The following is an 18,603-nucleotide window of genomic DNA, read 5'->3' as shown; positions in this document are numbered from 1 at the left end:
CGCCGTGCTGGTAGGGGCTCATGGTGCCGGGGTCCACGTTGATATAGGGGTCGAACTTCTGGTTCCGCACCCGGACGCCCCGCTGCTTCAAAAGCCGGCCCAGGGATGCCGCGCAGATGCCCTTGCCCAGGCCCGACACCACACCGCCGGTGACAAATACAAATTTCGTTTTCATGATGCGCACCTCACCCTTTTCACACAATATTTTTCAGCATTTTTTGGTATTTTACACAAAAATCAAATCCGCCCAACCAGCGGTTGACCGACGGAAACTTCCGGTCGGTTGCGAAGATGCGGCAGGCAGTGATACACTGGTCTTAAAAAGGAGGAATCATTCATGGATAAAACATCTCTTGGAAGCACCATCGCCGCACTGCGAAAGGAGCGGGGGATGACTCAGCTGGATCTGGCCAGACAGCTGGGCATTACCGATAAAGCCGTTTCCAAATGGGAGCGGGGGCTCTCCTGTCCGGACTTGTACACGTTTCCCCGGCTGGCTGAAATTCTGGGAGCTTCCGTTGAAGAACTGATGCAGGTTTCACCCGCTCCATCGGAGCCGGCAGGCCGGACCGCGGCGCTGCTCTCCTTGATTTTTAGGGCGGTGGTCTGCGCCATGGGAGCGGCCGTGACCAGTCTGGCCGTTATGGGCGCGCTGGATACCCGCACGGGTTTTTCCCTGCTGGGCATCGGCCTTTTATCTGCCGGGATTGCCCTTTTGAGGGAGCGGAGTGACAGCCAATAAAAAAACCACCGCGGGACCGTCGCAGAGGGTGAGAAATCCCAGTCTCTTTCGGGACTCTCAGCTGCGATCCGCGGTGTCTTCCGGCGGTGTTTGATTGTCGTCTGCGGCGCGTGCCGCAAATCGCGGCGTTCCAAAATACTTTTCAACTATATCACCTGATTTTTTCCCTGTCAACGAAAAGTTCGATTTGAGGAGGTTTTGCCGGAAGTACACAAGGACAGCGAAAAACAGAACGGGCTATTTGTCAAAAGCGACGGTTGACTTTACCCCTTTAAAGCTATATAGTGTAAAAGAATTGGAGAGGCATCTCTCACGATCCAAACAACCATAAGGAGAGATCAATGATGAAAAAGAAGATTCTTGCCCTGCTCCTGGCCGCCGTGATGGTCATGAGCCTGGCCGCCTGCGGCGGCAATGACAGCAATGCTCCCGCCGATCCGGCCCCCGCCGCGGACCCCGCCGCCCCGGCGGAAAACAACGGGCCCGCCGGCGAAACCTACAAGGTGGGCATCTGCCAGCTGGCCCCTCACCCGGCCCTGGACGCCGCCACCGAGGGCTTCACCGACGCCCTGAACGCGCTGCTGCCCGGCCAGGTGGAGATTGATCCCCAGAACGCCGCCGGCGACACCCCCACCTGCGCCACCATCATCAACGGCTTTGTCTCCGGCGGCGTGGACCTGATCATGGCCAACGCCACCGCTCCCCTCCAGGCCGCCGCCTCCGCCACCGCCGACATCCCGGTGCTGGGCACCTCCATCACCGAGTACGGCGTGGCCCTGGGCATCGAGGGCTTCACCGGCACCGTGGGCTCCAACGTCTCCGGCACCTCCGACCTGGCCCCCCTGGACCAGCAGGCGGAGATGATCAAGGAGTGGTATCCCGATGCCAAGACCGTGGGGCTGATTTACTGCTCCGCCGAGCCCAACAGCCAGTACCAGGTGGACAACGTCCAGTCCTATCTGGAGGGCATGGGCTATGCCTGCACCCAGTACCCCTTCTCCGACACTAACGATATGGCCTCCGTGGTCCAGAACGCCGTTGACAACAGCGACGTGCTGTATGTCCCCACCGATAACACCGCAGCCAACAACACCGGCATTATCGACAACATCTGCCGGGGCGTGAAGCCCGTGTTTGCCGGTGAGGAGGGCATTTGCGGCGGCTGCGGCGTGGCCACGCTCTCCATCAGCTATTACGACATCGGCTACAAGACCGGCGAGATGGCCGCCGACATCCTGGCCAACGGCGCCGATATCTCCACCATGGCCATTGAGTACGCGCCCCAGTTTGTGAAAAAGTACAACCCCGCCACCTGCGAGGCCCTGGGACTCACCGCTCCCGAGGGATATGAGGCGATCGTGGCCGAATAAGGTTCATAGCGCGTGAAAAAACAGCGGGGAAGGGACTTCCCATCCCCGCTGTTTTTTGCTATACTTACTTTATCTGCGATTTTTCACGGGGAGGAAACGGCAATGACTGTCTTTTTGAACGCACTGCCGGGGGCCGTGTCTCAGGGACTGATCTGGGGCATCATGGCCATCGGCGTATATCTGACCTATAAGATTTTGGACATCGCGGACCTGACGGTGGACGGCTCCTTCTGCACCGGCGGCGCGGTGTTCGTGATGCTCTTCACCAACGGCACCAACGTCTGGATCGCCCTGCTGGCGGCGCTGCTGGCAGGGATGCTGGCGGGACTGGTGACCGGCGTCCTGAACGCGGCCTGCGGGATCCCCGCCATCCTCTGCGGTATTTTGACCCAGCTGGGGCTGTACTCCATCAATATGGCCATTATGGACTTCAAGGCCTCTGTGGCCGTCAATGTCACCCAGGCGGACACCTTGAACAAGCTGCTGGTCTCTCTGCGGTTTGTCCAGGGAGCGATCCGGGGGGACTTTCCCATCTGGCGGCACCCCATCCTGGTGGTGGGTGTCTTTGCCGCGTGCCTGATCGGCGTGCTCTACGCCTTTTTTGGTACAGAACTCGGAAGCGCCCTGCGGGCCACCGGCTCCAACGGCAATATGGCCCGGGCCCAGGGCATCAACACCGACTTCTGCAAGGTGCTGGGCCTGATGCTCTCCAACGGTCTTGTGGCCCTGTCCGGCGCGCTTCTCTGCCAGTACAACGGCGCCAATGAGATCAACGTGGGCCGGGGCGCCATCGTCATCGGCCTGGCCGCCGTCATTATCGGTGACGTGCTCTTTTCCAAGCTGTTCCGCAATTTCGCCCTGAAGCTGCTGGCGGTGGTTATCGGCGCGATTATCTACTACGTCGTCATTCAGGCGGTTCTGGCCATGGGCCTGAACCCCAATTACCTCAAGCTGCTGTCCGCCCTGGTGGTGGCGGTGTTTCTGTCGCTGCCCTACTGGAAGGGGCGCTATTTTGCCAAGGCCGTGAAGAGGGGAGGCGCCGCAAATGCTTGAGATCAAAGAGATCTGGAAGACCTTCAACGCCGGGACCGTCAACGAAAAGCAGGCCCTGCGGGGCGTGAGACTCATCCTGAACGAGGGGGACTTCTGCACCGTCATTGGCGGCAACGGCGCCGGCAAGAGCACTATGCTCAACGCCGTGGCCGGTACCTGGGCCGTGGACGCGGGCACCATCTCCATCGGCGGCACCGACGTCACCCACCTGCCGGAGCACAAGCGGGCGGCCTTTATCGGCCGGGTGTTTCAGGACCCCATGATGGGCACTGCGCCCACCATGCAGATCATTGAGAATCTGGCCCTGGCGGCCCGCCGGGGCCAGCGGCGGGGACTTCGGTGGGGCCTTACCAAGGCGGAGAAGGACCGGTACCAGGAGCTGCTCAGCGGTCTGGGCCTGGGGCTGGAGGACCGTCTCACCAGCAAGGTGGGTCTCCTCTCCGGAGGCCAGCGCCAGGCGCTGACGCTGCTGATGGCCTCATTAAAAAAGCCAAAGCTCCTGCTCCTGGACGAGCACACCGCCGCTCTGGATCCCAAGACTGCCGCCAAGGTGCTGGAACTGTCCGACAGGATCGTGGCGGAGAACCATCTGACCACTATGATGGTCACCCACAACATGAAGGACGCCATTGCCCACGGCAACCGGCTGATTATGATGTACGACGGGAAGATTGTCATCGACGTCTCCGGCGAGGAGAAGAAGAAACTCACGGTCCCCCAGCTGCTGGAGCTGTTCAGCAAAGTCAGCGGCTCCGACGAGGCGGACGACAAGCTGCTGCTGTCCTGAGCCGCTGACCGGGGCCCCGCAAAGCGGGGCGCGCGTGAGCGCGTACAAGCATCCCGCAAAAGCGGGAGCTTGGTCCCGGGCGGATTCACTCCGCCCGGGGCAAATCCAATTTTCGGGGCCCCCGGACGGCCGAAGGCCGTTTGGGGAGACAGCGGCTCCGACGAGGCGGACGACAAGCTGCTGCTGTCCTGAGCCGCGCCCTTTTCCCAAGAATTTCTGAGCCCGGGTGGAGAATCTACTCTGCCCGGGCCGGATATTTGGCCGCGGCAGCTCCCGCCGAAAGCGAGCCGCTGTTTTGAAAAGAAAGGATCGACACAAATGAAACTGGTCACGTATCTGCAAAATGGAATGGAGCGGGTGGGGCTCTTAAGTGGAGACGGCTCCGCAGTACGCCCCCTGCCCTGCCCGGATATGAATACCCTGATCGAAAGCGGGGACTTGGGACGAATCGCCGCACAGGCCGGGGAGGAGCTCTCTTTGGAGGCAGTCACTCTGCTGGCCCCAATTCCCCGGCCCCAGCAGGACATCATCTGTCTGGGCATGAATTACAGGGCGCACCTGGAGGAGGCCGCTGGCTATGACGCGGAGGCCTTTTCCAAGGAAAAGCCCGCGGCGGGCTACTTCTCCAAGCGGGTGACGGAGGCCGTGGCGCCGGAGGGATTCATCCAAAGTCATCGGGACCTGGTGAAGCGGCTGGACTACGAGGCGGAGCTGGCGGTGATCCTGGGGAGGACCGCCCGGAATGTCAAGGCGGCGGAGGCCGGGGACTACATCTTTGGCTATACATCGTCAACGATGTCTCCGCCCGGGATGTGCAGACCGGCCACAAGCAGTGGTACTTCGGCAAGAGCCTGGACGGCTTTACCCCCATGGGACCCTGCGTTGTCACAGCGGATGAGATTCCCTTCCCGCCGGCCCTGGCCATCTCCGCCAGGGTGAACGGGGAGGCGCGGCAGGAGGCCAATACGGCCCTGCTCATCAACTCCATCGGCGAGGTGCTGGAGGAGCTGACGGCAGGCATGACGCTGCTGCCGGGGACCATCATCGCCACCGGTACCCCCGCCGGAGTGGGCATGGGCTTTGACCCACCGAAATTTTTGAGGCCCGGCGACGTGGTGGAGTGCGAGATCGAGGGGATCGGCGTCCTGCGGAATACGGTGGGTTGAAAGAGAAGACGGATAAAGTTTAGGGCCGCCCTTTTCAAAGGGCGGTGGGGTGCGGGGGCAAAGCCCCTGCGGGTTTGAGCGAAGCCCAGCATCATCAAACCGCCGCCCGGTGGAAACCAGGCGGCGGTTTTGTCATTTGCTCTATTATCAAACAACTTGAAAAGAATCGAAATCTTTTTCAGGCGTCAAGGCGTATACGCCTTAACAGGCCGTCTTCAGCGGCCCTGGTTTGAATTTCATAGTTAAATACAGCATGTTTCACATACCGGCGGACAAAACCCGCCGAAAAAACAGAAAAACTCTTTTCAGGTTATTTGGCTATATCACAGCGTTCCCCGCTTCCGGTCCGGGAGAAGCGTGACAGTGCCGCTCCGGCGGGTGGCGTTCAGGTCGATCAGGCGCTGATTGGAGCTGCCCCGAAACCGCAGGGAGATGTCCTTCAGCTCCTCCACAAAACGGCCGTCCACCAGCACGTCCAGCAGGGAGAGCAGCTGATCCGTTGCCTCGCACCGGGGACGGCTGCCCTCGGTCAGAAGCTCTTCATAGGTAAAGCCGGTGAAGCACCAGATGTTCTTGTCCGGACAGGTCTCCCGCACCCGGCGGAGAAAGGGCAGCAGCGAGTGCTGGTTCTCGGGTTCAAAGGGTTCGCCCCCCAGCACCGTCAGACCGTTGACATATTCCGGTGCCAGCAGAGAGAGGAGATAGTCCTCCGTCTCCGCCGTGAAGGGCTGGCCGTAGGTAAAGTCCCAGGTCTGGGGCTGGAAGCAGTGGGGGCAGCGGTTGGTGCAGCCGGAGACAAACAGCGTCACCCGGACACCCTCGCCGTTGGCGATGTCGCAGTTTTTAATCTCTCCGTAGTACATGGGCGTATTACTCGTCGTTTTCCTCAAGGGTCCCCTCGTGGCCGCATTCCGGGCAGACGTAGTCAAAACCACCGTTGGGCAGCATCCCTACACACCCGCAGTTTTGGCACGAAGTTTCCTCCAGGATTTCATCATATGCGGATTGAATCGGCATTTTAAGTCCTCCTTTCCCAAAGAGCCTGTCGCAAAAGAAATTACAGGTGCAGCACCCGGTCCCGGATCTCCTGGGTCCGGCCCTGGTTCCAGAACTGGGTTCCAATATAGCCGCAGGTGCGGCGGGCCACATTCATCTTGTCCTGGTCGGTGTTGCCGCACTGGGGGCACTTCCAGATGAGCTTGCCGGCCTCTTCGGAAATCTGAATCTCGCCGTCCCAGCCGCACACCTGGCAGTAATCGCTCTTGGTGTTCAGCTCGGCGTAGATGATGTTGTCGTAGATAAATTTCATCACCTGGAGCACCGCCTCCAGGTTGTTCTGCATATCCGGCACTTCCACGTAGCTGATGGCGCCGCCGGGGGACAGATGCTGGAACTGGGCCTCAAATTTCAGCTTGGTGAAGGCGTCGATCTCCTCGGAGACATGGACGTGGTAGCTGTTGGTGATGTAGCCCTTGTCCGTGATGCCCTCAATGACGCCGAAGCGCTTCTGGAGGCACTTGGCGAACTTGTAGGTGGTGGACTCCAGAGGGGTGCCGTAGAGGCTGAAATCGATGTTGTGCTCGGCCTTCCACTTCCGGCAGGCGGCGTTCATGGTCTCCATAATCTCCAGGGCAAAGGGCGTGGCGGCGGGATCCGTGTGGCTCCGGCCGGTCATGTACTTCACGCATTCATAAAGACCGGCATAGCCCAGGGAGATGGTGGAGTATCCGCCGTAGAGGAGCTTGTCGATGGGCTCGCCCTTCTGGAGCCGGGCGCAGGCGCCGTACTGCCAGAGGATGGGGGCCGCATCGGAGAGGGTGCCCTTGAGCCGTTCGTGGCGGCACAGGAGGGCCTGATGGCACAGCTCCAGCCGCTCGTCGAAAATCTTCCAGAATTTCTCGATGTTCCCCTCGGAGGTCAGAGCCACATCGGGGAGGTTGATGGTGACAACACCCTGGTTGAACCGGCCGTAGTACTTGGGCTTGCCGGTCTCCGGGTCCACATAGGGGGTCAAAAAGCTGCGGCAGCCCATGCAGGGGTAGCAGTTGCCGTTGCCGTTTTTGTCCACCTTCAGCTCCAGCATCTTTTTCTCAGAGATGTAGTCCGGCACCATGCGGCGGGCAGTGCACTTGGCGGAGAGCTCCGTCAGGTAGTAATAGGGGGAGTCCTTGTGAATATTGTCCTCCTCCAGCACATAGATCAGCTTGGGGAAGGCGGGGGTGATCCAGATGCCGGTCTCATTTTTCACGCCCTCATAGCGCTGTTTCAGCACTTCCTCAATGATGAGGGCCAGGTCGTGTTTTGTCTGAGGATCATCGGTCTCTCCCAAATACATGAACACCGTGACGAAGGGAGCCTGGCCGTTGGTGGTCAGCAGTGTCACCACCTGGTACTGGATGGTCTGAACGCCCCGGCGGATCTCCTCCAGCAGGCGGGTCTCCACTACCTCCCGGAGCTTGTCCTCCGAAATAACGGCGCCGATATCCTGCAGCTCCTGCTCAACGCTTTTGCGCAGCTTCTTCCGGCTGACGTCCACAAAGGGGGCCAGGTGGGTCAGAGAGATGGACTGGCCGCCGTACTGGTTGGAGGCAACCTGGGCGATGATTTGCGTGGCGATGTTGCAGGCAGTGGAGAAGGAGTGGGGTTTTTCGATCAGGGTGCCGGAGATGACAGTGCCGTTTTGCAGCATGTCCTCCAGATCTACCAGGTCGCAGTTGTGCATGTGCTGGGCGTAGTAGTCCGTATCATGAAAGTGGATGATGCCGGCGTTGTGGGCCTCCACGATTTCAGAAGGCAGCAGCAGGCGGTTGGTGATGTCCCGGCTGACTTCACCGGCCATGTAGTCCCGCTGGACGGAGTTTACCGTGGGATTTTTGTTGCTGTTCTCCTGCTTGGCCTCCTCGTTGTTGCACTCGATGAGGGTGAGAATCTTGTCGTCGGTGGTGTTGCTTTTGCGGATAAGGGAGCGGGTGTAGCGGTAGGTGATATAGCTCTTGGCAACCTCAAAGGCGCCGTGGGCCATGATCTGGTATTCCACCAGGTCCTGAATTTCCTCCACAGAGGGAGCGCGGTCCAGCTTCTGGCAGGCAAGCTCCACTGACTCGGCAATCCGGCGGATCTGCACCGGCGTCATGCGGATGGACTCCGCAATGCTCCCGTTGGCCTTGGTAATGGCCGCGATAATCTTGGTAATATCAAAACTTACCTCGGTGCTGTTCCGCTTGATCACATTCATGGACGCTTTCTCCTCATCTCAATCTCATTCATCAGCTGAATATAGATTTGTATTTTGTGTTGCCTATCTTGTGGCGCTTGACCATTCTAGCACACAAGATACAGGGATGTATAGTCGCAAATATCACTTTTGGGAAATTTTCTCCCGGGAACCGGGAAGAGTGGACAGCATCTATTCTCCCAAAAACAGGAAAGTTTGTCCATTGTGAAAACCCGCCAAATTTTTCCTGAAATTTCTCCGTGCCCAGTTTTCCGGGGGAATTGGAGAAACATATCCACGTCCCGCGCCGCATAGGATAGAGCAACTAGAGGCGGGGAGTGTTGTGTTTTGAAGGGTAACATGGAGGAGCGGGCAGAGCGCCTGGCCCAATACATTATAGAGAACCGGACCACTGTCCGCGCCGCCGCGCAGAAATTCGGCATCAGCAAGTCTACCGTACACAAGGACATCTCCGAGCGGCTGCCCCAATTCAACCGGGCGCTGTATTTACAGGTCAAAGAGGTTCTGGATGTCAACAAGGCTCAGCGGCATATTCGGGGCGGCATCGCCACCCGGAAAAAGTACCGCGGTACATAAGGAGGAATTGATATGGCGAAGCAGATGCAGGGGCGGGGGCGTTTCAGGACGGCGGAGACGGCCTCTCCGGCTCCGGCGATCTCCGGCGTGCCCACTACGCCGGAGCCCCCGGTTCGCCGCTGGCCACATCCGGTGGATGGAACGGAGCCCCTTCCGCAGACGGACCCGGCGCTTCACTTTGTCCACTGTGCCCTGTCCTATCAGAATGAGCTGCTGGCGGACATCAAAGCGCTGCTGGAGCAGATTGCGGCGGCGCAGGAGGCAGCAGAGGAAGCGGAGACGGAATAGGCGGCCGGCAGGCCGGCCTCAGGCCGCCGGAGAAGTCCAACGGACTTTTCCGGCGGCCTGCTCAGCGGTTTTTTGTGCGCCGGGGGTGCCTGCCGGGTCTCCCTTTGCGCCCTTTCGGCATGGGACAGGCCCGCGTCAGGGAAGCCCATATTTCCCTCTTGTGTTTTCGGCGGTCAGGCCGTATAATAAAAAATATGTTATGTCAATCAAAATTCCGCGGTGCTGCCGCGCTGCTAAGGAGAGCTTCCCATGCCAAGATCCCGAGCCCGCCGCCGTGAGCGGAACAACCTGCCCTTGATCGTTATCCTGGTGATTTTGACTGTGGCCGTGATCTACGCCGGGTTCCACAGCCTTTTCCAGGCTCCGGAACAAAAACAGGAGGATCTGCCTCCCGCCCAGACGTCGGACGGCTCTGCCCCGGAGGGGGACCCCGAGGCGGATGCGGCGGCGGAGGCCCTCCGGTCTCACCGGGAGCGGAAGCCGGATTTTTACACCATTTTGGTCTCCGGCGTGGACGACGGCAACGGCGGCAGCGACACCAATATCCTGCTGGCGGTGGACGCTGCCACAGGGTACGCTTACGGCGTCAGTATCCCCCGGGACAGCAAGGCCGTTTTCAACGGCAGGAACCACAAGATCAACGCCGCTTACAATACCGGGGGAATGGAGCTGCTGGCGGAGGTGGTGTCCGAGCAGCTGGGTATTCCGGTGGACTACACTGTGCTGGTGGACCTCAGGGGCTTTGAGGCCTTGGTGAACGCCATCGGCGGCGTGGAATTCTATATTCCCATCGATATGGACTATGACGACCCCTATCAGGACCTGTCCATCCACTTCTCCAGGGGCACCCGCCTTCTGTACGGGGAGGACGCGCTGAAGGTGGTGCGCTTCCGCCACAACAACGACGGCACCGGCTACGGCAGTGAGGATGTGGGGCGCATGACCACCCAGCAGAATTTCCTGAAAGCGGTGGCGAAAAAGACCCTGACCCCCGCCAATGTGACCAAGGTCAACGAGTTTGTGAAGATATTCCACCAGTATGTGGAGACGGACCTGACCGTCAACAACTTGGCCTGGCTGGGGGCCCAGTTCATCTCCATGGGGCCGGACAACATCGATTTCTGCACCCTGCCCGGGGAGTGGAAATCCCCCTATATCTATGTGGACCCGGAGGAGACGCTGGCTCTGGTGAACCAGTTTCTGAACCCCTATGTGGAGGACCGTGTTCCGGAGGACCTGAATATCCCGAGCTGATCCTTTTTCCAAAAATTCCTTTCTGCCCTGCCCGCAAGGAGGTATTCCCATGATGAGACGCCGCATTTCGGCGCTGCTGCTGGCAGCCGCCCTGCTTTTGACCATTCCCGCCCACGCCGCGCCGGACAGTCAGGAGAATTTTATCCGAAGCAAGGCCTATTCCGGCCAGTTTTCCGACCTGACCACCGCCTCGCCCTTCTATGACAATGTGGCGGCGCTGTATGAGTATGGCCTTTCCATGGGCCGGGCCGACGGCACCTATGGCCTCCGGGACCACATGACCGTGGGGGAGGTGGTGATTTTCGCCGGCCGCATCCGGAGCATCTACCGCACCGGGGACGCGGAGCGTGGCCCTGCCGCCTACGGCGGAGGCGGCGGCCCGGTGTCCGGGGGATATCTCAGATATCTCCAGGCGGAGGGCGTGCTGGGGACGGAGCTGGACGGCAGTCTGGCGGCGCCGGCAACCCGGGCGGAGGTCGCCCATGTGCTGGCCAATGTCCTGCCGGACCTGCCCCTCATCAACGATCAGGTGGTGACCGAGGGCTACGCCTCCCGGAAATTTATCACGGATGTGACGGAGTACACGCCCTACTATCAGGACATTTTGTTCCTGTACCGGACGGGCCTCTCTGTTGGGAACGACGAGACCGGATCCTTCCTGCCGGAGGCGGCGGTTACCCGGGGCGCGGCGGCGGCCATGCTGACGCGGATGGTAGACCCCGCCCTGCGGCTGAAGCCGGAGTGGGTCCTGCAGGAGACGGGGAACAGCGGACGGGACCGCACCCTGGCGGATTTGGTGCCTCCCGGGGACTACATCCCGGCCCCCGGCACTCTGGAGGAGATGGACGAGGCCGTGCGGTATATGCTCTCCGGAAACAGCAGCGTACTGGCTCTGCAGTATTCAGGCATCACGGCCGTCCAGGCCCGGCAGGTGATGGAGCGGGCCCTGGCCGTGACAAAGACCTATTGTGAGCAGAGCTATAACTCTGTCTACTGCACCTACAATCAGGCGGGACGGATAACGCTGACCTTCTCCGCCGCCAGCCTGGGGGAGCGGACCCGGGAGTACCGGGAGGAGACTATGGCGGCGGCCCTGGCCATTCAGGAACAGCTGTGGGAGAGCGGACAGCTCACCGCCTCCATGACGGAGCGGGAAAAGGCCCGGGTCTATTACACCTGGATCTGCGAGAACTGCACGTATGACTACACCGCCGCCGACAAATCCATCAGCCACATCCCCTACAGCCTGTTTACCAACGGCACCGCCGTGTGCGACGGATATACCGGCGCCTATAACCTGTTTTTGAAATTGGAGAACATCAGCTGTACGGCGCTGGCCAACGATGGCCATATCTGGACGGTGGCGCTGCTGGACGGCGAAGAGGTTCACATCGACACTACCTGGGGAGACACGGATGACCGGGTGGATTACAGCTTTTTTGCCATGACTCCTGCCCAGTCCTGGGCCCAGCACAGCTGGTAAGTCAACGAAGGGGGGACAGGCGGCATACCCCCTTTGGAAAAAGAGAAGAACTGGACCGGTCCCCGGGCCTGCGGCCGAAAGCGGCTGTCAAGGCGCGGACAGGGGAACGGTCCAGTTCTGTTTTTGAGAGGAAGACCGGATCACAGATCCACCACTGTGACCTGGTGGCCGGTGCGGGGCAGAAATTTCTCCAGCACGTCCGCCGTTTTCAGCTTTAGGCTGCTGGTGCAGATGCAGGGGTGGCAGCTGAGATACTCCGCCTCATAGACCTCCCGCTCCATCAGGAGCCGCACCTGGTGCGCCTGGTCGTTGGCAAGGCCGAGGATGGTGGCGGAGCCAGGGGTGCAGCGCAGCAGATCCCAGAGGGACTCCTCCGGGGCGAAGGAGAGGCGGGCGGAGCCGATCTGATGGGAGAGGTCCTTGGTGTGAAAAGGCTTGCCGGGGCCCATGCACAGCAGGTAGAATTGTGTCTTCTGGCGGTTGCAGAGGAAGAGGTTTTTGCAGATGGGCACACCCAGCACTTCGCTGACGGCGGCGCACTTCTCCATGGTGTCGGCGGGTTCGCTGGAGACCCGGCCGTATTCGATTCCCAGCTCCTCCAGCAGAGAGAAGGCGGCCTCCTCCTGGGGGAGCAGATCCCCATCCGGGCGGGTGTTGTGGTACAGCGGTGAGAGTTCCATGGGTTATACGTCCTTTTTCAGAAGTTTTTCTCCGGCCCGGTAGATGTCTCCGGCGCCTACAGTGAGAATCAGATCGCCGGGCTGGGCGATTTGGCGCAGCTGCTCCGTCACCTTGTCCAGGGTGGAGCAGTACACCGCCCCGGGGATGTTGCGGCACAGGTCCGCGGAGGAAATGCCCTGGGTATTCTGCTCCCGAGCGGCGAAAATTTCCGCCAGGATAGCCACATCCGGCAGCTTCAGTTCCGCCACAAACTGGTCGAAGAGCTTGGAGGTCCGGGAGTAAGTGTGGGGCTGGAAGGCCACGACGAGGCGCCGGTAACCCAGCCCGCGGGCGGTGGTCAGCAGGGCGTGGAGCTCGTCAGGGTGATGGGCGTAGTCGTCGTAGATCTCCGCGCCGTTGAAGGTGCCTTTGTGCTCAAAGCGCCGGCCCGCGCCGTTGAAGGAGGCCAAGCCCTTTTCCACAGCCTCCCCGGGGAGACCCAGCACATAGGCGGCGGAGGCCGCCGCCAGGGCGTTGGAGACGTTATGCCGCCCGTAGACCTTCAGCTCCGCGTGGGCGTAGAACCGGCCGTGGATGTGGATGTCAAAGACGGGGCGCCCCTTGTCCTCGCGGAGGCTGACCGCAGTGCACTCCGCCCCGGGCTCCAGGCCGAAGGTGAAGGCGTCCAGCCCCTGGGCCGCGCCGCGGGCGCCGCCGTTATCCGCGTTGACGATGACCCTGCCGGTGGAGGGCACCAGCTCCGCGAAGCGGCGGAAAGAGTTCTGGATGTCCTGGAGGTCCTTGAAAAAGTCCAGATGGTCGGCCTCCACGTTGAGGATCACCGCCACGGTGGGGAAGAAGCTCAAAAAGCTGTTGCAGTACTCGCAGGACTCCAGAATGATGGTGTCGCCATTTCCCACCCGGTAGCCGGAGTGGAGCATGGGCAGGGTGCCGCCGATCATGACGGTGGGGTCCGCCTCCGCCGCCATGAAGATGTGGGTGCACATGGAGGTGGTGGTGGTCTTGCCGTGAGTGCCGGCGACACAGAGGGCGTTGGGGTAATGGCGCATGATGGCGCCCCAGGCCTGGGCCCGCTCGTAGACGGGGATGCCCCGGGCGATGGCCCCGGCGATCTCGGGGTTGCCGTCGTGGACGGCGGCGGTGCGGATCACAAGGTCGCAGTCCCCCAGGTTTTCCGCGTTGTGGCCGATGGCCACGGGGATGCCCAGGGAGCGCAGGTGCCGGACGGTCTCGCTGTCGTTCATGTCAGAGCCCTGGACCTGGAGGCCCTTGCCCTGGAGAACCTCCGCCAGGGGGCACATGGACACGCCGCCGATGCCCACCAGATGGGCCCGTCTGCCGGGGGTGAGGTAATCGGAGATGGGGGTGGGGTTGTTCATCATGGGAGCAGACTTCCTTTCCGATCCGCTTTTTCCGTTGCGTGGAGGGAAAAAGCGGTATATAATCAGATCATTGGCAAATTATTATAGTATAGAATCATGGGAAATGCAACAGAAAAAGGCGGTGAGTGGGATGCGGGCCATACCGGAGGGCGTGAGAGCGCTTTTGGAGACGCTGGAGGCGGCGGGCCATGAGGCCTGGTGCGTGGGCGGCTGCGTGCGGGACATGCTGCTGACAGACCTGCGGATGCTGAACGGGGCCCGGCCCCCTGTCCGGGGGCCGGAGGACTGGGACGTGACCACCTCCGCCCTGCCGGAGGAGACGCTGGCGGTGTTTCAAGAACGGGCCGTGCCCACAGGGCTGAAGCATGGCACCGTCACAGTGAAAACGGCAGACGGGCCCGTGGAGGTCACCACCTACCGTCTGGACGGGGCGTACCGCGACCACCGGCGCCCGGAGAGCGTCACCTTCACCCGCTCTCTGGAGGAGGATTTGGCCCGGCGGGATTTCACCGTCAATGCCATGGCCCTGAACCTCCGGAGGGAGCTGCGGGACCCCTTCGGCGGGCGGAGGGACCTGGAGAATGGAGCTCTGCGGTGCGTGGGGGACCCGGACCGGCGGTTTCAGGAGGACGCCCTGCGGATTCTGCGGGGAATGCGCTTCGCCGCCGTGCTGGGACTGGACGGGGCGAAGGAGACGGACGCCGCTATGGACCGGAACCGGGAACTCCTCCGGGAGATTGCCCCGGAGCGGATTCAGGCGGAGCTGACAAAGCTCCTGTGCGGGCGGTGTGCCAAGGAGGTGTTGGACAACCATCCCAGGGTCGTCGGCGTCTTCTGGCCGGAGGTTTTGCCCATGGTGGGCTTTGACCAGCGGAATATTCACCACTGCTACACCGTTTGGGACCACAGCACCACAGCCCTGGCCAATACGCCCCCCATCCCGGAGCTGCGGTGCGCCGCCCTGCTCCACGACATCGGCAAGCCCCCCACATTCACCCTGGACGGGAACGGCGTGGGCCACTTCCACGGCCACGCTGCCACCAGCGTAGAGCTGGCGGACGGGATGCTCCGGCGGCTGAAATTCCCCAACGACTTCCGGGAGCGGGTGGTGCGGCTCGTCGCGTGGCACGACCGGGATATCCCCCGGACGGACAGGGCCGTGGGCCGGGCCCTGCGGCGGCTGGGGGAGGAGGAGCTGCGGTTGCTGCTGGATTTGAAGCGGGCGGACAACCTGGCCCAGGCCTCCGCCTACCACGGACGGCAGGCGGAGATCGCTCTGGCGGAGGAGATTCTGGACCGCCTCCTGGCGGAGGACGCCTGCTTTTCCTTAAAGCAGCTGGCAGTCAACGGGAACGACCTCACGGCGCTGGGGCTCCGGGGACCCGCCGTGGGCCGGGCACTGGAGACGCTGCTGAGCAAAGTGGTGGACGGCGAGCTGCCCAACCAGCGGGCGGCCCTGTTGGAATTTGTCATCAATTCGTAGCCGGTTTGTAACCGGCCTGTCATGGGTTTGCTGTTGCAAAAAATCAGATCTGCTTCCATACTGGGATTATCTCAGTATGGAAGTGATTTTTATGCAGAAGACGATTTTGGGACTGGCGCTGTGCCTGCTGCTGAGCGGCTGCGGAGGACCTCCGGCGGAGGAGAGGACGGAGGGGCCGTTGGTGCAGACAATCGAACTGGAGGAGAACTGGAGGACGGCCTATGTGGAGTTCCTGGAGAACCTCTGTGAGGAGGAAAAGGCGGTGCTGAACATCGGCCGTCCGGACTATGACCCCAACGACTATCCCGCGCAGGCGGGAAATCTCAGCAAGGAGTATTTTCTCTATGATTTGGACCGGGACGGCGTGCCGGAGCTGGTGATTCGCTCTAACCACTATCGCTCGGACATTCGCTTTCTCACGGTCCGGGATGGCGCGGCGGCGGAGATTGGCCGTCTGGACGGGCGGTATATGGCATTTTACACCAGCCCGGACCAGCCGGGGATCATCGTGCGGGAAACGCCCAAGGGGCCGGTTTTTGTGTTCCGGGTCTGGATCGAGGACGGGGAGCTTTGCCGGGGGGAGTACCTCTATGAGACCGACCTGGGCGTCCGGTGTGTGGACGACGCCTTCCGCATGGAGGATGTAGTTCCGGGGGCGGAGTATATCAGAGGCTGCCGCACCATGGCGGAGTGGCCGGAGCACACGCCGCTGACGCTGCCCATTTACGACTATGGCCGGGAGACTGCCGCGGCGGAATTGGACCCGGAGCGGGACGGCGCGGCCCGGGCCGCCATCCTGGCGGCGCTGGAGGAGGGAGCGGCGTTCTGCGCCGTCTCCGGCGACGGCTGCGGCGGGGACGCGGGATGGACCACGCTGGCGGACTATCTGAGAGCCGGCGGCATCAGCGAATACGCCGAAAAGCCGCTCATCTCCCGGCGGCGGGCCTGGGTGGATCTGGACGGAGACGGACGGCGGGAATGTGTGCTGTATGTGGAGCATGACGCGGGCGATTATATTCAGAGCGGCTATTTTGTTGTGTTCAACCAACAGGAGGGGGCGGTGTACGCCTACTGCCTGAACTATACCGGCGGGAGTGAGCTCAACACGGACGGCGTTTTTTATGACCCCTGGTATCTGGAGGAGGGCATTGACGGCGGCGCCTGGCGGGTGTCCTTCCGGGAGGAGCAGTGCTGTCAATACACGGCGGCCTATGATGAAGCTGTCCCCATGGTGGAGTGGGAGAGCGTGAATTGAATAGCACCAACCTCCCCCTTCCGCCATACCATGGTGCGAGGGGGAGTGCCGTATGGAGAAGACCTTTGGCCTCATCGGAGGCGACCGGCGGCAGGCGGAGCTGAGCCGGCTGCTGGCGGCGGACGGAAATGCCGTCCATACTTACGGACTGAGCGCCTGGAAGCCTGCGGGCGCGGGAAGCCTGGAACGGGCTGCGGGGGCGGACGTGATTGTCCTGCCTCTGCCGCTGTGCCGGGGCGATGGCGTGCTGAACTGCGAGGAGGGTCCTGTGCCCACCATGGACCTGTTCCGCCGCCTGCGGCCCCAGCAGCGGGTGCTGGCGGGGCAGGTGAAGCCCCAGCAGCGCCGGGAGGCCGCGGACTGCGGCCTCTGTCTGGAGGATTACTTCCTCCGGGAGGAGCTGACGGTGGCCAACGCTGCCGCCACAGCGGAGGGCGCCGTGCAGGTGGCCATGGAGCAGCTGGACGAGACGCTTCTGGGCATGGAGTGCCTGGTGCTGGGCTTTGGACGCATCGGGAAGCTCCTGTGCCACCGCCTCCACGGCCTGGGCGCCCGGGTGAGCGCCGCGGCCCGCCGTCCGGCGGACCTGGCCTGGGTCCGCGCCTACGGCTGGCGGGCGCTGGAGACCGGGAAGCTGGACGGGGAGCTGTCCGGCTTCGGTGCGGTGTTCAACACCGTCCCCTCGCCCGTCCTGGGCCGGACGCTGCTGGAACAGCTGCCCGCCGGGTGCCTGCTGGTAGAGCTGGCATCCGTCCAGGGCATCGACCTGGCGGCGGCGGAGAGCCTGGGCCTGCCCAATGTGTGGGCCAGGTCCCTGCCGGGGCGGCTTTTGCCCCGGACGGCGGCGGCGGTAATCCGGGACGCGGTGTATTACATCCTATTGGAAGAACGGGGTGACCCTGTGTGAGAACGGAACGCGTCGGATTTGCGGTGAGCGGGTCCTTCTGTACACATGAACAGGTGCTGAGAGCGCTGGAACAGCTGGCGGCGGTCTATGAGACGGTGATTCCCATCGTCTCGGAGGCCTCTGCCTTTACGGACACCCGCTTTGGCACGTCCGAGGACCTGCTGGAGCATCTGGAGGATCTGACAGGACAGGATGTCCTGTGCGATATTCCCTCAGTAGAGCCTATCGGGCCCCAAAAGCTGCTGGATGTGCTGGTGATCGCGCCGGCTACCGGCAACACCATTGCCAAGCTGGCCAACGGCATCGCCGATACCACCGTCACCATGGCGGCCAAGTCCCACCTGCGCAACGGCCGGCCGGTGGTGGTGGCAGTGTCCAGCAATGATGGGCTTGCGGCCGGAGCCAGAAACATCGGTGAGCTGCTGGTGCGGAAGAACTACTATTTTGTGCCCTTCGGGCAGGACAACGCCGCGGCGAAGCCCTGCTCCCTGGTGGCGGATTTCGGAAAAATTCCGGAGACGGTGGACGCCGCTCTGCGGGGCGAACAGCTGCAGCCGGTGCTGCTGCGCTGAGAAGAGATAAGGAGGAGCCCCATAGGGCTCCTCCTTAATTATTGTCCCAATTCTCCCTTGTGTTGATTTTAAACAGCATAGAATAAATGTTGATTTAGTATAAATGACGTCTCTTTTGCCGTATGTGCTGATGGTGCCAGCCACTGACAATTTCACGAGTTGCAGCTTGAACCAAAAGATTGGCTGCACTATAATAAGAATCATAAATCGGAATTTGTGGAGGGGATATAAGATGTGTATCAGAAAAGCAATAACAGATGATCTATCAAGAGTGGCTGAAATATATGTATTTAATAACAGGATAAATTTTTTCCCTAGCATCGCTTGACAATGGTAAACACACCATTGAATAAGACGCTGGGGGCAAGA

General features: G+C 61.4%; 17 protein-coding genes and 2 pseudogenes. 13 read left to right on the top strand and 6 right to left on the bottom strand.

Features of this window, described 5'->3' with window-relative positions; genetic code table 11:
• Nucleotides 1-175, bottom strand: a pseudogene (locus tag QZ326_RS05080) (CTP synthase); the annotation flags it as partial.
• A gap of 162 nt (nucleotides 176-337) precedes the next feature.
• On the opposite strand from QZ326_RS05080, the gene QZ326_RS05075 reads away from it, so the two are divergent.
• The 5 genes and pseudogenes from QZ326_RS05075 to QZ326_RS05055 all read left to right on the top strand — a co-directional run bounded on the left by QZ326_RS05075 (nucleotide 338) and on the right by QZ326_RS05055 (nucleotide 5,118).
• On the top strand, nucleotides 338-742 hold the full coding sequence (locus tag QZ326_RS05075; RefSeq protein WP_295742087.1) for a helix-turn-helix transcriptional regulator: 405 nt from the start codon (nucleotides 338-340) through the stop codon (nucleotides 740-742).
• A gap of 344 nt (nucleotides 743-1,086) precedes the next feature.
• On the top strand, nucleotides 1,087-2,112 hold the full coding sequence (locus tag QZ326_RS05070; RefSeq protein WP_295742090.1) for an ABC transporter substrate-binding protein: 1,026 nt from the start codon (nucleotides 1,087-1,089) through the stop codon (nucleotides 2,110-2,112).
• Nucleotides 2,113-2,214: 102 nt separating this feature from the next.
• Nucleotides 2,215-3,165 (top strand): ABC transporter permease, encoded by a 951-nt coding sequence (locus QZ326_RS05065; protein ID WP_295742084.1) that lies wholly within the window; start codon nucleotides 2,215-2,217, stop codon nucleotides 3,163-3,165.
• A complete protein-coding gene (locus tag QZ326_RS05060; RefSeq protein ID WP_295742081.1) occupies nucleotides 3,158-3,952 on the top strand; it encodes an ABC transporter ATP-binding protein in 795 nt (264 codons plus the stop codon). The genes QZ326_RS05065 and QZ326_RS05060 overlap by 8 nt, the downstream gene beginning before the upstream one ends.
• A 318-nt stretch (nucleotides 3,953-4,270) precedes the next feature.
• Nucleotides 4,271-5,118 (top strand): annotated as a pseudogene (locus tag QZ326_RS05055) (fumarylacetoacetate hydrolase family protein).
• Between the two features lie 323 nt (nucleotides 5,119-5,441).
• Here the strand turns inward: QZ326_RS05055 and nrdG are convergent.
• From nrdG to nrdD, 3 genes are read right to left on the bottom strand one after another with little or no spacing between them, the layout of a single operon-like run.
• Nucleotides 5,442-5,981 (bottom strand): anaerobic ribonucleoside-triphosphate reductase activating protein, encoded by a 540-nt coding sequence (gene nrdG, locus QZ326_RS05050; RefSeq protein ID WP_295742078.1) that lies wholly within the window; start codon nucleotides 5,979-5,981, stop codon nucleotides 5,442-5,444.
• Nucleotides 5,982-5,988: 7 nt separating this feature from the next.
• Nucleotides 5,989-6,135, bottom strand: a complete 147-nt coding sequence (locus QZ326_RS05045) for a hypothetical protein (RefSeq protein WP_295742075.1) — start codon at nucleotides 6,133-6,135, stop codon at nucleotides 5,989-5,991.
• A 40-nt stretch (nucleotides 6,136-6,175) separates the two neighbouring features.
• Nucleotides 6,176-8,353: an anaerobic ribonucleoside-triphosphate reductase gene (gene nrdD, locus QZ326_RS05040; protein WP_295742073.1), complete on the bottom strand. Its 2,178-nt coding sequence runs from the start codon at nucleotides 8,351-8,353 to the stop codon at nucleotides 6,176-6,178.
• A gap of 327 nt (nucleotides 8,354-8,680) precedes the next feature.
• Here nrdD and spoIIID point away from each other — a divergent pair, with 327 nt between their 5' ends.
• From spoIIID to QZ326_RS05020, 4 genes are all read left to right on the top strand, one after another.
• Nucleotides 8,681-8,929 (top strand): sporulation transcriptional regulator SpoIIID, encoded by a 249-nt coding sequence (gene spoIIID / locus QZ326_RS05035; RefSeq protein ID WP_295742070.1) that lies wholly within the window; start codon nucleotides 8,681-8,683, stop codon nucleotides 8,927-8,929.
• Between the two features lie 12 nt (nucleotides 8,930-8,941).
• Nucleotides 8,942-9,217: a hypothetical protein gene (locus QZ326_RS05030; protein ID WP_295742067.1), complete on the top strand. Its 276-nt coding sequence runs from the start codon at nucleotides 8,942-8,944 to the stop codon at nucleotides 9,215-9,217.
• A 249-nt stretch (nucleotides 9,218-9,466) separates the two neighbouring features.
• Nucleotides 9,467-10,471 carry an LCP family protein gene (locus QZ326_RS05025; RefSeq protein WP_295742064.1) on the top strand — a complete coding sequence of 335 codons (1,005 nt, stop codon included), beginning with the start codon at nucleotides 9,467-9,469 and terminating at the stop codon, nucleotides 10,469-10,471.
• Nucleotides 10,472-10,520: 49 nt separating this feature from the next.
• A complete protein-coding gene (locus tag QZ326_RS05020; RefSeq protein ID WP_295742062.1) occupies nucleotides 10,521-11,954 on the top strand; it encodes an S-layer homology domain-containing protein in 1,434 nt (477 codons plus the stop codon).
• A gap of 140 nt (nucleotides 11,955-12,094) precedes the next feature.
• On the opposite strand, the gene QZ326_RS05015 is transcribed toward QZ326_RS05020, so the two are convergent.
• Nucleotides 12,095-12,634: a prolyl-tRNA synthetase associated domain-containing protein gene (locus tag QZ326_RS05015; RefSeq protein WP_295742058.1), complete on the bottom strand. Its 540-nt coding sequence runs from the start codon at nucleotides 12,632-12,634 to the stop codon at nucleotides 12,095-12,097.
• 3 nt (nucleotides 12,635-12,637) lie between these two features.
• Nucleotides 12,638-14,017 (bottom strand): UDP-N-acetylmuramate--L-alanine ligase, encoded by a 1,380-nt coding sequence (gene murC, locus QZ326_RS05010; RefSeq protein WP_295742056.1) that lies wholly within the window; start codon nucleotides 14,015-14,017, stop codon nucleotides 12,638-12,640.
• A 130-nt stretch (nucleotides 14,018-14,147) separates the two neighbouring features.
• Here murC and QZ326_RS05005 point away from each other — a divergent pair, with 130 nt between their 5' ends.
• From QZ326_RS05005 to QZ326_RS04990, 4 genes are all read left to right on the top strand, one after another.
• A complete protein-coding gene (locus QZ326_RS05005) occupies nucleotides 14,148-15,500 on the top strand; it encodes a CCA tRNA nucleotidyltransferase (RefSeq protein ID WP_295742054.1) in 1,353 nt (450 codons plus the stop codon).
• A 76-nt stretch (nucleotides 15,501-15,576) separates the two neighbouring features.
• Nucleotides 15,577-16,755 carry a hypothetical protein gene (locus tag QZ326_RS05000; protein ID WP_295742051.1) on the top strand — a complete coding sequence of 393 codons (1,179 nt, stop codon included), beginning with the start codon at nucleotides 15,577-15,579 and terminating at the stop codon, nucleotides 16,753-16,755.
• 52 nt (nucleotides 16,756-16,807) lie between these two features.
• Nucleotides 16,808-17,662 (top strand): dipicolinate synthase subunit DpsA, encoded by an 855-nt coding sequence (locus QZ326_RS04995; protein WP_295742046.1) that lies wholly within the window; start codon nucleotides 16,808-16,810, stop codon nucleotides 17,660-17,662.
• Nucleotides 17,659-18,234, top strand: a complete 576-nt coding sequence (locus tag QZ326_RS04990) for a dipicolinate synthase subunit B (RefSeq protein WP_295742043.1) — start codon at nucleotides 17,659-17,661, stop codon at nucleotides 18,232-18,234. The genes QZ326_RS04995 and QZ326_RS04990 overlap by 4 nt, the downstream gene beginning before the upstream one ends.
• Nucleotides 18,235-18,603 lie beyond the last annotated feature (369 nt).

Source organism: uncultured Oscillibacter sp. (genome assembly GCF_910587525.1).
Taxonomy (GTDB): domain Bacteria; phylum Bacillota; class Clostridia; order Oscillospirales; family Oscillospiraceae; genus Oscillibacter.
This window is presented reverse-complemented; position numbering and strand designations above follow the sequence as displayed.

Bases quoted from the DNA above. Each gene is read 5' to 3' on its own strand.
- QZ326_RS05075 (WP_295742087.1), top strand. From the start codon at position 338: ATGGATAAAACATCTCTTGGAAGCACCATCGCCGCACTGCGAAAGGAG.
- QZ326_RS05070 (WP_295742090.1), top strand. From the start codon at position 1,087: ATGAAAAAGAAGATTCTTGCCCTGCTCCTGGCCGCCGTGATGGTCATG.
- QZ326_RS05065 (WP_295742084.1), top strand. From the start codon at position 2,215: ATGACTGTCTTTTTGAACGCACTGCCGGGGGCCGTGTCTCAGGGACTG.
- QZ326_RS05060 (WP_295742081.1), top strand. From the start codon at position 3,158: ATGCTTGAGATCAAAGAGATCTGGAAGACCTTCAACGCCGGGACCGTC.
- nrdG (WP_295742078.1), bottom strand. From the start codon at position 5,981: ATGTACTACGGAGAGATTAAAAACTGCGACATCGCCAACGGCGAGGGT.
- QZ326_RS05045 (WP_295742075.1), bottom strand. From the start codon at position 6,135: ATGCCGATTCAATCCGCATATGATGAAATCCTGGAGGAAACTTCGTGC.
- nrdD (WP_295742073.1), bottom strand. From the start codon at position 8,353: ATGAATGTGATCAAGCGGAACAGCACCGAGGTAAGTTTTGATATTACC.
- QZ326_RS05030 (WP_295742067.1), top strand. From the start codon at position 8,942: ATGGCGAAGCAGATGCAGGGGCGGGGGCGTTTCAGGACGGCGGAGACG.
- QZ326_RS05025 (WP_295742064.1), top strand. From the start codon at position 9,467: ATGCCAAGATCCCGAGCCCGCCGCCGTGAGCGGAACAACCTGCCCTTG.
- QZ326_RS05020 (WP_295742062.1), top strand. From the start codon at position 10,521: ATGATGAGACGCCGCATTTCGGCGCTGCTGCTGGCAGCCGCCCTGCTT.
- QZ326_RS05015 (WP_295742058.1), bottom strand. From the start codon at position 12,634: ATGGAACTCTCACCGCTGTACCACAACACCCGCCCGGATGGGGATCTG.
- murC (WP_295742056.1), bottom strand. From the start codon at position 14,017: ATGATGAACAACCCCACCCCCATCTCCGATTACCTCACCCCCGGCAGA.
- QZ326_RS05005 (WP_295742054.1), top strand. From the start codon at position 14,148: ATGCGGGCCATACCGGAGGGCGTGAGAGCGCTTTTGGAGACGCTGGAG.
- QZ326_RS05000 (WP_295742051.1), top strand. From the start codon at position 15,577: ATGGAAGTGATTTTTATGCAGAAGACGATTTTGGGACTGGCGCTGTGC.
- QZ326_RS04995 (WP_295742046.1), top strand. From the start codon at position 16,808: ATGGAGAAGACCTTTGGCCTCATCGGAGGCGACCGGCGGCAGGCGGAG.